The following is an 11623-nucleotide window of genomic DNA, read 5'->3' as shown; positions in this document are numbered from 1 at the left end:
CCGTGTCAGCGAGGTGGCATTATAGAGATTTCGATCACACTGGCAAGCCCTTTTTGAAGTTTTTCTTACTTTTTTGATTGTTCGAGCGTTTTTTGTTCAAAACACCCCATTTTCACTAGTATTCCTCTTAATTAAGGGCTTAAGGTGCCTATATAAAGGAGGATTTATGAGTTCAATACGCAGTTATAAAGGAATATCCCCTCAGATTGGGCAAGGTGTCTATATAGATACAAGTTCAGTGCTGGTTGGTGATATCAAAATCGGTAACGACTCTAGCGTGTGGCCTTTGGTTGCAGCTCGAGGGGATGTGAACCACATTCATATTGGAGAGAGAACGAATATCCAAGATGGTAGTGTCTTGCACGTCACCCATAAGAATGCTGAAAACCCTGACGGTTATCCTCTCTTAATAGGTAATGATGTCACTATCGGGCATAAAGTAATGCTGCATGGCTGCACTATTGAGGATCGTGTACTTGTTGGTATGGGAGCGATCGTGTTGGATGGCGTGATTATCCAAAAAGAAGTGATGATTGGTGCTGGTAGCTTAGTGCCACCAAACAAGGTACTTGAAAGCGGTTATCTCTATGTAGGAAGCCCAGTAAAACAAGCTCGCCCATTAAATGATAAAGAGCGAGCCTTTTTACAGAAATCAGCAGACAACTATGTTCAGAATAAAAATGACTATCTAGACTCTGTACTTCCAGTCTAAAGCGCTTTGATCTGAATCCGATTAGAGGAGTCATACTCCTCTTCTTCTATTAACTCTTCCGCTAGCTCTTCAATATCGAAACGTAACTCTGAAAAGATAACTAAAGCTTGATCGCCTTCTTCTATATCTTTACCTGCCAATCGTGATAATTCCTCAATAGACATGACACATTCAATCAATGCGCCCGACTGTTGTGCTGGGAACGTGATTGTTCGGCTCTCTTCATCCCAATCTTGGATATCAGGAAATAGAATTGATTGATTCATTTTTTATAAACACCCCATTACATCTCTAGATTTTTACGTAATTCTCTTAAAATCTGTTTTGTTCCCGGACGAAGACCACGCCAAAGCATAAAGCTTTCTGCTGCCTGCCCCACTAGCATACCCAAACCATCATAAGCAGCATGAACACCATTATCTAATGCCCATTGATTGAATACCGTCGTTCCAGATCCATAAACCATGTCATAAACGGCGCTAGTAGAATTGAAAATCACCTCAGACACTTCAGGAAGCTGCCCGCTTAGACCAGATGAGGTAGAGTTAATAATGACATCAAAGCCTTCATTAACATCACTTAGCCCCATCCCCTTGATGTTGCCATGCGACGAAAACATCTCAGCCAGAAGTTCAGCCTTGGAGCTGGTTCGATTAGCGACCACCAGCTGTTGTGGCTTTTGGTCGAGAAGAGGTTGAATCACTCCTCTCGCAGCACCACCAGCGCCAAGAAGAAGAACACGTGCTCCTTTTAGCGTGACTTGATGTTGAAGCAGGTCTTGAACTAAGCCCTCACCATCGGTGTTATCACCAATGATCTCTCCATCATCTAACTTCTTAAGGGTATTTACGGCACCAGCTAGTTCAGCTCTCTCAGTTAGGCGATTGGCAAACTGATACGCATCTTCTTTAAAAGGTGCTGTGACGTTACATCCTCGACCACCTTCACTGAAAAATGTTTTGGCCGCAGTGATAAATTCACCATGCTCTGGCTGTAATGCTGTATAGGTAAGTTGTTGTCTGGTTTGGCGAGCAAATAATGTGTGAATGAATGGCGATTTGCTTTGCCCAATAGGGTTACCGAAAACGGCATAACGATCTACTTGCTGTGTCATATCCTTACCTAACAGAAATAAAAAAGGGTCATCTATATAGATGACCCTATCACTATCCCTATAAGGAAGGAAGAACTACCAAACTCGAGGCTTTAGGTAGTCGCTATAAAGCAGAGCTTCCGGTGAACCCGCTTGTGGTTCGTAGCGGTATTCCCAGCGAGCCAATGGCGGCATCGACATTAATATAGACTCTGTACGACCGCCGCTTTGTAAACCAAATAGAGTGCCACGGTCATAGACTAAGTTAAATTCAACATAGCGACCACGACGATAAAGTTGGAAATCACGCTCGCGCTCACCATAAGGCGTCTGTTTGCGTCGTTCTACAATTGGTAAGTATGCGGCTGCAAAACCTTCACCGACCGCCTGCATATAAGCAAAGCTCTTTTCAAAGCCCCACTCGTTAAGATCATCAAAGAACAACCCACCAACACCACGTGTTTCGTCTCGGTGAGGAAGATAGAAGTACTTATCACACCACTCTTTGTGCTCTTGATAAACATAATCTCCAAATGGCGCACAAAGATCTTTGGCTGTTTGGTGCCAAGATTGGCAATCTTCATCGACAGGATAAAATGGCGTTAAGTCAAAACCACCACCAAACCACCAAATCGGGTCTTCCCCTTCTTTTTCCGCAATGAAGAATCGAACGTTCGCGTGTGAGGTTGGGATATATGGGTTTTTAGGGTGGATAACTAATGAAACCCCCATCGCCTCAAACTTACGTCCGGCTAATTCAGGTCGATGAGCTGTAGCTGAGGCAGGCATAGCCTTACCCGCTACGTGAGAGAAGTTAACCCCACCTTGCTCAAATACCGCACCGTTGGTCATCACACGAGTTCGACCACCGCCACCAAGGCGCTCGCCAGGCTCACGCTGCCATGCATCTTCTTCAAACAGTGCAGTACCATCAGCTTGCTCAAGCTGCTGGCAAATCGAATCTTGTAGACTCAGTAAAAACTGTTTTACTGCTTCTTTATCAATTGCTGACATCTTACTTCCTTTGCAGGGTTTAGCCCTGTCTTAATATTTTCGACGTTTTTGCATCTCTAATTTCGCTTGGCTTCTCACGACCACCCGTTTGACCTTCTAAAATAGCCACCAAATGTTGGCCAAGTTGCTGCTTAACTTCTTCAGTCGTCATACAAGGCGGCTCGCCGGTCAGGTTAGCACTGGTAGAGGTTAACGGCTTACCAAACTCATTACACATTCTTTGAACCAAAGGGTGATCAGTCACTCGTACCGCGATGGAATCAAATTGACCACTTACCCAGTCAGTAACTTTGCTGCTGGTTGGCATAATCCAAGTGACCGGACCTGGCCATGTCGCTTTCACTGTTACCAACTGTTCTTCCGTCAACTGGCTTTCATCAATGTAAGGTAACAGTTGCTCGTAACTTGCAGCAATTAAGATCAACCCTTTCTCGATCGGTCGTTGTTTTAAGTCGAGTAATTTCTTGATGGCTTGTGGATTATCGGGATCACAACCGACCCCAAAAACGCCTTCAGTCGGGTAAGCAATGACTTCACCTTGTTGTAATGCCTGCAAAGTATGTTGAAAGTTATCCACGGGTTGCCTCATTAATTCAGTTATCTAACTCACTAAGTGTACAAATTATCATTCACTGTGACTAAAGCTATTTGTTTATAAAATGTATCAATTAACAACTCAGACTGACGCAAACGTTTTCCTTAAGCAATTTTACCCGTATAATGCGCGCAAAATATCTAATCACTAATTAAATCGTACCTGAAGGAGTTTGAGATGACTGTCGGTATTATCATGGGTTCTAAATCTGATTGGCCAACAATGAAGCTAGCTGCAGAAATGTTGGATCAGTTTGGCGTGGCGTACGAAACAAAAGTGGTTTCTGCTCACCGCACACCTCAGTTGCTTGCAGACTACGCAACCAGTGCGAAAGAGCGCGGTATTAAAGTAATTATTGCTGGTGCTGGCGGTGCAGCGCACCTTCCGGGCATGGCTGCTGCTTTCACAAGCGTACCAGTTCTGGGTGTTCCAGTTCAGTCTAAAGCACTGAAAGGCATGGACTCTCTGCTTTCTATCGTGCAGATGCCAAAAGGTATCGCGGTAGGTACTTTGGCTATCGGTGAAGCTGGCGCTGCCAATGCAGGCATCCTAGCGGCTCAAATCATTGGTACACACAATGAAGAAGTAATGGCAAAAGTAGAAGCATTCCGTTCTGAGCAAACAGAAACGGTTTTGGCTAATCCAAACCCTGCAGAGGACTAATTTCCATGCATGTTCTTGTGTTAGGCGCGGGCCAACTTGCTCGCATGATGTCCCTAGCTGGGGCACCGCTGAATATTGAAATTTCTGCTTTTGATGTTGGCAGCAAAAATATTGTTCACCCATTAACGCAAGCGATTCTAGGTAACGGCTTAGAAAATGCGATTGAGCGTGCGGACGTCATTACTGCTGAATTCGAACATATTCCTCACGATGTACTTGAGGTGTGTGAGCGCAGCGGTAAGTTCTTACCGACAACAGAAGCAATCAAAGCTGGCGGTGACCGTCGTCTTGAAAAAGCCCTGTTAGACGAAGCGAACGTGAAGAATGCTAAGTACTACGTGGTTAACTCTCGCGAAGACTTTGACGCTGCAATTGCTCACGTTGGCTTACCAATGGTGTTGAAGAGCACACTTGGCGGCTACGACGGCAAGGGCCAATGGCGCTTAAAGACATTAGACAATGTTGACGCGACTTGGGCAGAAATGGCTGAGTGCATTACCGCGACCGACAACCAAGCGATTGTGGCTGAAGAGTTTGTTCCGTTTGACCGCGAAGTATCACTGGTTGGTGCTCGTGATACCAATGGCGAGGTTCAAGTGTATCCACTGGCTGAGAATGTTCACACCGATGGCGTGTTGAGCTTATCAACAGCCATTGATGACATTGAACTGCAAGAACAAGCGAAAACCATGTTCACCGCAGTTGCAGAGCGTTTAGATTACGTTGGCGTACTCGCGCTAGAGTTCTTTGATGTTCAAGGTTCACTGCTGGTGAATGAGATTGCACCACGTGTTCATAACTCTGGCCACTGGACACAACAAGGCGCTGAAACTTGTCAGTTTGAGAACCATCTACGTGCCGTATGTGGCATGCCATTAGGCAGCACTAAGCTGATTCGTCCAACCGCAATGATCAACATCCTTGGTGAAGATACCCTACCTGAAGCAATTCTTGCTCAAGGTGGTTGTCATGTTCATTGGTATGGTAAAGAGAAGCGTGCAGGTCGTAAGATGGGCCACATTAACGTGAGCGCTGATTACAACGCAGAATTACAAAGAGCGTTGTGCTCATTGGCTGAGATTCTTGATAAACAAGCCTACCCTGCTGTGCATGAGTTTGCTGAGCAGATGAAGTAAGCCTACATTGGCTTATTGATATAAAAAGTTTATTGGACACAAAAACGGCGCTCAGTGAGCGCCGTTTTTTTGTGTCTATAATATCGAGTTATTGAGATTGAATGTGGTGACACTTGCGATCTGCGCATTGCTTCTTGGTACCACTGGCCGTTTTCTTCTCCAGTAACAGTGGGAACTGGCACTCTTCACAACGACCTATAACTGGTGGCTGATTAACGGCAAACTTACACTTAGGGTAGTTATCACACGCATAGAAGGTTTTGCCATAGCGAGATTTACGCTCAACCAAATGGCCTCTGCCACACTCAGGGCAGGCAACAAGTGGCTGTTCTTCAGGTTGTTCTTTCGGTTGATCCAAAGATTCGATGTGATTACACTCTGGATAACTGCTACAGCCAATGAACATCCCAAAGCGACCTTGCCTTAATACCAATTCGTTTTGGCATTTAGGACACGGAACGCCCAGCTCTTTCACCACATGACCATCATTTTGATGAAGAGGCTTGATGTAATCACAGCTCGGATACTGCTTACAGCCTAAAAATGGGCCGTGCTTACCATGGCGAAGCTGAAGCTCCCCACCACACTGTGGACATGGTTCATGCTCTAACGCATGTTCATGTGCTGAAAAAAGCTGATTATCAATCTTACTACTCATGATAAGCCTGTATTAATGCAAGATACCTTGCTCTTTGGTGTACAACAGCTCTTCCATTTGCGTGTAAGCACTTTCATTACCCGGTACATTGAACAGTACCATTAAGATAATCCACTTCAGATCATCCAACTCAAATTCATTGGTCTCTAACCCCATGACACGATCAATCACCATTTCACGAATCTCTGTCGTGAGGACGTTGATCTGCTCAAGGAACAACAAGAAACCACGACACTCCATATTAATACGTGATATCTCTTTACTTGTGTAAACACGCATCGAGGTATTAGAGCACATAGTAATCGCCGCTTGGTTATCGGTATCTTGCAGTGCAGCAAGGTCTTCTAACCAATGGAGAGCCTTATAAATATCATCTTGGTGAAACCCCGCTCGAAGAAGTTCATCTTCAAGTTCGTCTTGATCCACCTGCAATTCAGAATCGCTATGGATGTAGGTTTCAAACAAGTACATCAGTATGTCCATCATCATAGCTTAGCCTCTCCCCTTTCGAATATAGCCACCGGAAACTGCAACAACATGCCCTGAGAGCTCAAGCTCTAAAAGCTGCATCATGACTTCATGCACAGGTATATGGGTTCTCTGTGCCAAAATATCAACGGGTGTCGCCTCTAATCCTACGTTAGCTAACAGCTGTGGAAATGGCAATTGTTCATTTTCACCCTCATTCGGCGTAGGTTCGAATAAGCTCGGCTGCTGATCTATAGACCAGTTTAACAGACTCTTTATTTCAATCAGAACATCTTGAGCATTTTGCACTAAACATGCTCCAGCTTTGATGAGACTGTTACCTCCGCGACTGGTTGGGCTATGAATAGAACCGGGCAGCGCAAACACTTCTCGACCTTGCTCCATGGCATAGCGAGCGGTAATTAAAGAGCCACTCTTCTCAGCCGCTTCCACCACCAAGGTTCCTAACGACAAGCCACTTATAATACGGTTACGACGGGGGAAATGTTCAGGTCTTGGTTTAGCACTCGGTCGAAACTCTGAAATCAGCGCTCCACTTTCACATATCCTAGCCGCGAGGTTTCTGTGTCTTGCAGGATAAATAGAATCCAAGCCTGAGCCCAATACAGCAAAGGTTTCGCCTCCTTTATCTAGTGCGCCATCATGGGCATAACCATCAATACCAAGCGCTAAGCCGCTAGTGACAATCAAACCATTTTGTACAAACTCTTTAGCGAATGATTTCGCCGTCTGTAGACCTTCGATACTGGCATTACGGCTGCCAACCATCGCGATTTGAGGTTCAATCAGCTTTTCAACGTTACCTCTAACGAAAAGAACACTGGGCGCAGAGGCAATCTCATTAAGCAGTTTGGGATAATGTGGGCAATTAGGGGTAATGATGTGATGGTTAGGCTGTTTTGCTTGCCATGATAAGCAAGCCTCCACTTCTCTTGGGGCTTGCTCTCTTAGATAAGAAATTTGTTTGCCTGATAAACCCATCACTTGCAGCTGCTGGCTTGAGTAGCCAACAATGTTCGAAGGGGAATCGATACTCAGCAGGCGAGAAAGGCGTTTGCCACCCAATTGAGGAACAAAACTTAGAGTTAGCCAAGCACTCAGTTGTTGCTCATTCACTCGGAGCCCTTAACCTCTTCTGTCAAAGCAAGATCCAAAGGCGATACTGCCAGAATGCCCTTGCTAACAGGCTTAGAGCTCTGAGTGATCAACGCGAGGCTAAAATACTCATAAGGACGAATGACCATCAAGCTACCCAGCGAGGTACTTGGCAATTGCACCTTATCGCTCGCCGCAGACTCTTTATAACTGTATTCACCTTGCTTACCAAACACCACCGCACCGCTTTCGCTGAGGGTAAACATAGAACCTTGGCGAAGGTTATCCTGTGAACCTTTGTTGATCACTACCACCTGATTCTTCGCGCTGTATTGGCTGCCATCTAATGAGCCCAAGATATTAGCAAATTGACCCGCCGCACTAGGTGCAGGATAAAACGTGGTAGAGAGCTTCACCTGATCAACACCAAGTTCTGGTAGCACAAGGTCGTTCAGCAATACCTCTTGCAGCTGAGTGTCTATCTGCAAGCTGCTGAACTCAGCATCCACTTCTTTTAAGCGCGCCGTGGCGACCAAACGCAAAGAGGTCATACTTGCTTGGGGTTGCTGCCGTTGGTAGGTTTCAACTGCGCGGTAGATACCCCACTTTTGATGTTGTTGGTTACCTGAGATAAACAACCGGTCTGCACCCGATAAGAAACGTTTACCATCACTGGTTCCTAATACTCGTTGTGCCGATTCGATATCTTGCTGCTCTACCAAGCGATCAGACTGTAAATAAGGTAGAACCAGTCCCTCGTTGACGGTAGGTACTGCTTTCTTCTCAGAGACACGAATCTTAGGGCTAAGCTTGATAACAGGCTTGAGGCTCAATACAGGCTCGCCATTAATCCAAACCAAAGACAGTTTATCTCCGGGATAAATGAGATGAGGGTTTTCTATCTCTGGATTGACCTGCCATAACCTTGTCCACAACCATGGACTATCGAGATACATCGCAGAGATATCCCACAAAGTATCGCCCTTAACCACCACATACGCCTCAGGTGCGCCCTGTTTAATGGTTAAAGGTTGCTCACTATTTTCAGCCGTAGCGGCGAACGAAATCGAGGCACAAATAAGAGATAAAGCAGGCAATAAATGACGCATGACCTAGGTTCCTTGGTCTGAATATATGACATCTGATTGGAGAATTACCTTCAGGATGCTGTCATTTGACCTCTAAAATGTCTAGAATTGAGCCAACAAGGTTTAAGCTGTTTCGGCACAGTTCAATATTTCGAGTGTATATGTCTGTATTACAAGTATTAACATTACCAGATGATCGTCTACGTACCGTGGCGAAACCGGTAAAAGAAGTTACCCCAGAGATTCAAAAGTTCGTTGATGACATGATTGAAACCATGTACGACGAAGAAGGTATCGGCCTTGCGGCAACGCAAGTAGATTTCCACCAACGCATCGTTGTTATCGATATTTCAGAAACACGTGATGAGCCAATGGTGCTTATCAACCCTGAAATTACTGAGAAGCGCGGCGAAGATGGAATCGAAGAAGGCTGCCTATCTGTACCAGGCGCTCGAGCTCTAGTACCTCGCGCTGCAGAAGTAACGGTTAAAGCACTAGACCGTGACGGCAACGAATTCACATTCGACGCTGACGACCTTCTGGCTATCTGTGTTCAGCACGAACTTGACCACCTAGAAGGCAAGTTGTTTGTTGATTACCTATCGCCACTAAAGCGTAAACGTATCCAAGATAAGCTAGCGAAGATTAAACGTTTCAACGAGAAACAAGGTTAATAACCGCTGCTATTACTAAATTAGAAGGAAGCCTACCTTGAGTCAGTCTTTAAGAATTGTCTTTGCAGGTACTCCGGATTTCGCCGCCCGTCACTTGGCGGCGTTGTTGTCTTCGGAGCATGAAGTTGTTGCTGTTTACACACAGCCAGATCGCCCAGCAGGCCGCGGTAAAAAACTCACTGCGAGCCCAGTAAAAAACATCGCACTTGAAAACAATATTCCGGTTTACCAACCAGAAAACTTCAAGTCAGATGAGGCTAAGCAAGAGCTAGCTGAATTGAACGCTGACATCATGGTTGTTGTCGCTTACGGCTTATTGCTTCCGCAAGTTGTATTAGATACACCTCGCTTAGGTTGTATCAACGTACATGGCTCTATCCTACCGCGCTGGCGTGGTGCTGCTCCGATTCAACGCTCTATTTGGGCAGGTGATAAAGAGACAGGCGTGACGATCATGCAGATGGATATCGGCCTAGATACTGGCGACATGCTAAGTATCGCGACGCTGCCTATCGAAGCGACAGATACCAGCGCATCAATGTACGAGAAGTTAGCGTGCCTTGGCCCTGACGCGCTTGTTGAATGTCTAGCGGACATCGCTTCTGGCAAAGCGGTTGCAGAGAAGCAAGACGATGAGCTTGCTAACTACGCGAAGAAGCTAAGTAAAGAAGAAGCGCGTATCAACTGGAGTGATGAAGCAGCTCATATTGAGCGCTGCGTTCGTGCCTTCAACCCATGGCCAATGAGCCACTTTGAAGCCGCTGAGAACAGCATTAAAGTATGGCAAAGCCGTGTGGCAGAGCAAACTTCTGATAAGCCTGCAGGTACCATTCTGCAAGCGGATAAAACTGGTATCTATGTTGCGACAGGGCAAGGCGTACTTGTTCTTGAACAGCTGCAAGTTCCAGGTAAAAAAGCCATGTCAGTTCAGGATATCTTGAACTCACGTGCAAGCTGGTTTGAAGTTGGTACACAGCTTTCTTAATCCGCTTTTAAAGCTGCTAATTACGCAGCTAAGAAAACCTTTACGAGGGCAGAGATGCCCTCATGTATTCAAATAAATATTCGGTACCCCTCATGAATGTTCGCGCTGCTGCTGCAAATGTCCTATTCCAAGTTGTCGATAAAGGCCACTCTCTTTCACACGCTCTCCCTGCGGCTCAAAAAACGATCCGTCCGCGAGACCATGCTCTACTGCAAGAGATTTGCTACGGCGCACTTCGTTATCTGCCTCGTTTAGAGTCAATCGCTAACGAACTGATGGAAAACCCGCTTAAAGGTAAAAAGCGTGTATTCCACCACCTAATCTTGGTGGGCATTTACCAACTAAGCTTCATGCGTATCCCTTCGCATGCCGCGGTTGCTGAAACGGTTGAGGGTACTAAGACACTGCGCGGTCCAAGCCTGAGTGGTTTGATCAACGCTGTGTTACGTAGCTACCTACGTGACCAAGAAGAACTAGACGAGAAAGCCGTTAGCCACAATGCAGGCAAATACGGCCACCCAAGCTGGATTCTAAAAATGCTTCAAGAGAGCTACCCAGATCAATGGGAGCAACTGGTTGAAGCAAACAACAGCAAGGCACCAATGTGGCTGCGCGTTAACCGCCAACACCACACTCGTGACGAGTATGTAGAACTGCTTAAAAACGAAAACATTGAATACACATTGCACCCAGAAGCAGCTGATGCCATAAAATTAGCTGCACCTTGTGATGTTACTTTGCTTCCTGGCTTCGACAGGGGTTGGGTATCAGTGCAAGATGCTGCCGCTCAGCTTTCGGTTGATTACCTAACACCAAAAGATGGTGAGCTGATCTTAGATTGTTGTGCTGCACCAGGTGGTAAAACGGCACACATTCTTGAGCACACTCAAGATACTGAAGTGGTTGCGATTGACTGCGACATCAAACGTCTAGACCGTGTTTACGATAACCTTGAGCGCCTACAACTGCGTGCCGACGTAATTTGTGGTGATGCTCGCTACCCTGAAGAGTGGTGGATGGGCGATAAGTTCGACCGTATCCTACTTGATGCACCTTGTTCAGCGACTGGCGTAATTCGCCGTCACCCTGACATCAAGTGGCTACGTCGTGCATCTGACATTGATGCGCTGGCTGAACTGCAAAGCGAAATTATGGATGCAATGTGGCGTCAGCTGAAAGAAGGCGGCACCATGGTTTATGCGACATGTTCTATCACGCCGCAAGAAAACGTGCTGCAAGTGAAAGCATTCCTAGCACGTACTGAAAACGCAACGCTGGTTGGGTCTGATATCGAAAATCCGGGTCGTCAAATACTACCTGGAGAAGAAGATATGGATGGCTTCTACTACGCAGTTCTAGTAAAACAGGCATAACAACTAACAGCGGCTAAGAATTTATTTCTTAGCCGCTGTTTCTTTCTA

General features: G+C 46.0%; 14 protein-coding genes. 6 read left to right on the top strand and 8 right to left on the bottom strand.

Annotated elements, in window-relative coordinates; all coding sequences use genetic code 11:
* Window positions 1-166 precede the first annotated feature (166 nt).
* Window positions 167-712, top strand: a complete 546-nt coding sequence (locus tag AB6E51_RS13070; protein WP_050642894.1) for a gamma carbonic anhydrase family protein — start codon at window positions 167-169, stop codon at window positions 710-712.
* Here the strand turns inward: AB6E51_RS13070 and AB6E51_RS13065 are convergent.
* The 4 genes from AB6E51_RS13065 to AB6E51_RS13050 all read right to left on the bottom strand — a co-directional run bounded on the left by AB6E51_RS13065 (window position 709) and on the right by AB6E51_RS13050 (window position 3396).
* A complete protein-coding gene (locus AB6E51_RS13065) occupies window positions 709-978 on the bottom strand; it encodes a DUF1488 domain-containing protein (RefSeq protein WP_017058764.1) in 270 nt (89 codons plus the stop codon). The genes AB6E51_RS13070 and AB6E51_RS13065 overlap by 4 nt on opposite strands.
* Window positions 979-995: 17 nt before the next feature.
* Window positions 996-1826 (bottom strand): shikimate dehydrogenase, encoded by an 831-nt coding sequence (gene aroE, locus AB6E51_RS13060; protein WP_102429018.1) that lies wholly within the window; start codon window positions 1824-1826, stop codon window positions 996-998.
* 75 nt (window positions 1827-1901) lie between these two features.
* Window positions 1902-2819, bottom strand: coding sequence for an oxygen-dependent coproporphyrinogen oxidase (gene hemF, locus AB6E51_RS13055; RefSeq protein WP_065584143.1), 918 nt, complete (start codon window positions 2817-2819; stop codon window positions 1902-1904).
* A gap of 19 nt (window positions 2820-2838) precedes the next feature.
* Window positions 2839-3396 carry an L-threonylcarbamoyladenylate synthase gene (locus AB6E51_RS13050; protein ID WP_065584144.1) on the bottom strand — a complete coding sequence of 186 codons (558 nt, stop codon included), beginning with the start codon at window positions 3394-3396 and terminating at the stop codon, window positions 2839-2841.
* 195 nt (window positions 3397-3591) lie between these two features.
* Between AB6E51_RS13050 and purE the strand changes: the two genes are divergently transcribed.
* Together purE and AB6E51_RS13040 are read left to right on the top strand one after the other, a co-directional pair.
* Window positions 3592-4077: a 5-(carboxyamino)imidazole ribonucleotide mutase gene (purE, locus tag AB6E51_RS13045; protein ID WP_004735777.1), complete on the top strand. Its 486-nt coding sequence runs from the start codon at window positions 3592-3594 to the stop codon at window positions 4075-4077.
* 5 nt (window positions 4078-4082) lie between these two features.
* On the top strand, window positions 4083-5213 hold the full coding sequence (locus tag AB6E51_RS13040) for a 5-(carboxyamino)imidazole ribonucleotide synthase (protein WP_065584145.1): 1131 nt from the start codon (window positions 4083-4085) through the stop codon (window positions 5211-5213).
* 88 nt (window positions 5214-5301) lie between these two features.
* Here AB6E51_RS13040 and AB6E51_RS13035 read toward each other — a convergent pair whose 3' ends face one another.
* The 4 genes from AB6E51_RS13035 to AB6E51_RS13020 are packed head-to-tail and all read right to left on the bottom strand — an operon-like array spanning window position 5302 to window position 8564.
* Window positions 5302-5871: a type I DNA topoisomerase gene (locus tag AB6E51_RS13035; protein WP_017069578.1), complete on the bottom strand. Its 570-nt coding sequence runs from the start codon at window positions 5869-5871 to the stop codon at window positions 5302-5304.
* A 12-nt stretch (window positions 5872-5883) separates the two neighbouring features.
* Window positions 5884-6360 (bottom strand): DUF494 family protein, encoded by a 477-nt coding sequence (locus AB6E51_RS13030; RefSeq protein ID WP_029235095.1) that lies wholly within the window; start codon window positions 6358-6360, stop codon window positions 5884-5886.
* 3 nt (window positions 6361-6363) lie between these two features.
* Complete coding sequence (gene dprA, locus AB6E51_RS13025; RefSeq protein WP_372058949.1) at window positions 6364-7476, bottom strand: DNA-processing protein DprA; 1113 nt, start codon at window positions 7474-7476, stop codon at window positions 6364-6366.
* Window positions 7473-8564: a LysM peptidoglycan-binding domain-containing protein gene (locus tag AB6E51_RS13020; protein ID WP_372058951.1), complete on the bottom strand. Its 1092-nt coding sequence runs from the start codon at window positions 8562-8564 to the stop codon at window positions 7473-7475. The genes dprA and AB6E51_RS13020 overlap by 4 nt, the downstream gene beginning before the upstream one ends.
* A gap of 140 nt (window positions 8565-8704) precedes the next feature.
* Here AB6E51_RS13020 and def point away from each other — a divergent pair, with 140 nt between their 5' ends.
* The 3 genes from def to rsmB all read left to right on the top strand — a co-directional run bounded on the left by def (window position 8705) and on the right by rsmB (window position 11575).
* Window positions 8705-9217, top strand: a complete 513-nt coding sequence (gene def, locus AB6E51_RS13015) for a peptide deformylase (RefSeq protein WP_017058772.1) — start codon at window positions 8705-8707, stop codon at window positions 9215-9217.
* Window positions 9218-9254: 37 nt separating this feature from the next.
* The gene (gene fmt, locus AB6E51_RS13010) at window positions 9255-10202 is read left to right on the top strand and encodes a methionyl-tRNA formyltransferase (RefSeq protein WP_372058952.1); all 948 of its coding nucleotides are present in this window, start codon (window positions 9255-9257) and stop codon (window positions 10200-10202) included.
* A gap of 92 nt (window positions 10203-10294) precedes the next feature.
* Window positions 10295-11575: a 16S rRNA (cytosine(967)-C(5))-methyltransferase RsmB gene (rsmB, locus tag AB6E51_RS13005; RefSeq protein WP_017058774.1), complete on the top strand. Its 1281-nt coding sequence runs from the start codon at window positions 10295-10297 to the stop codon at window positions 11573-11575.
* Window positions 11576-11623: the final 48 nt, after the last annotated feature.

This window comes from Vibrio sp. 10N.247.311.47 (assembly GCF_041467535.1).
GTDB classification, from domain to species: Bacteria; Pseudomonadota; Gammaproteobacteria; order Enterobacterales; family Vibrionaceae; genus Vibrio; species Vibrio crassostreae_C.
Note: the sequence above shows the minus strand (reverse complement) of the source record. Positions and strands in the feature narration are given on the sequence as shown.

Excerpts from the sequence above, each read along its gene's own strand:
- hemF (WP_065584143.1), bottom strand. The coding sequence starts at position 2,819 with ATGTCAGCAATTGATAAAGAAGCAGTAAAACAGTTTTTACTGAGTCTA.
- AB6E51_RS13035 (WP_017069578.1), bottom strand. The coding sequence starts at position 5,871 with ATGAGTAGTAAGATTGATAATCAGCTTTTTTCAGCACATGAACATGCG.
- def (WP_017058772.1), top strand. The coding sequence starts at position 8,705 with ATGTCTGTATTACAAGTATTAACATTACCAGATGATCGTCTACGTACC.
- rsmB (WP_017058774.1), top strand. The coding sequence starts at position 10,295 with ATGAATGTTCGCGCTGCTGCTGCAAATGTCCTATTCCAAGTTGTCGAT.
- AB6E51_RS13030 (WP_029235095.1), bottom strand. The coding sequence starts at position 6,360 with ATGATGATGGACATACTGATGTACTTGTTTGAAACCTACATCCATAGC.
- AB6E51_RS13065 (WP_017058764.1), bottom strand. The coding sequence starts at position 978 with ATGAATCAATCAATTCTATTTCCTGATATCCAAGATTGGGATGAAGAG.
- AB6E51_RS13040 (WP_065584145.1), top strand. The coding sequence starts at position 4,083 with ATGCATGTTCTTGTGTTAGGCGCGGGCCAACTTGCTCGCATGATGTCC.
- AB6E51_RS13070 (WP_050642894.1), top strand. The coding sequence starts at position 167 with ATGAGTTCAATACGCAGTTATAAAGGAATATCCCCTCAGATTGGGCAA.
- AB6E51_RS13020 (WP_372058951.1), bottom strand. The coding sequence starts at position 8,564 with ATGCGTCATTTATTGCCTGCTTTATCTCTTATTTGTGCCTCGATTTCG.
- purE (WP_004735777.1), top strand. The coding sequence starts at position 3,592 with ATGACTGTCGGTATTATCATGGGTTCTAAATCTGATTGGCCAACAATG.
- aroE (WP_102429018.1), bottom strand. The coding sequence starts at position 1,826 with ATGACACAGCAAGTAGATCGTTATGCCGTTTTCGGTAACCCTATTGGG.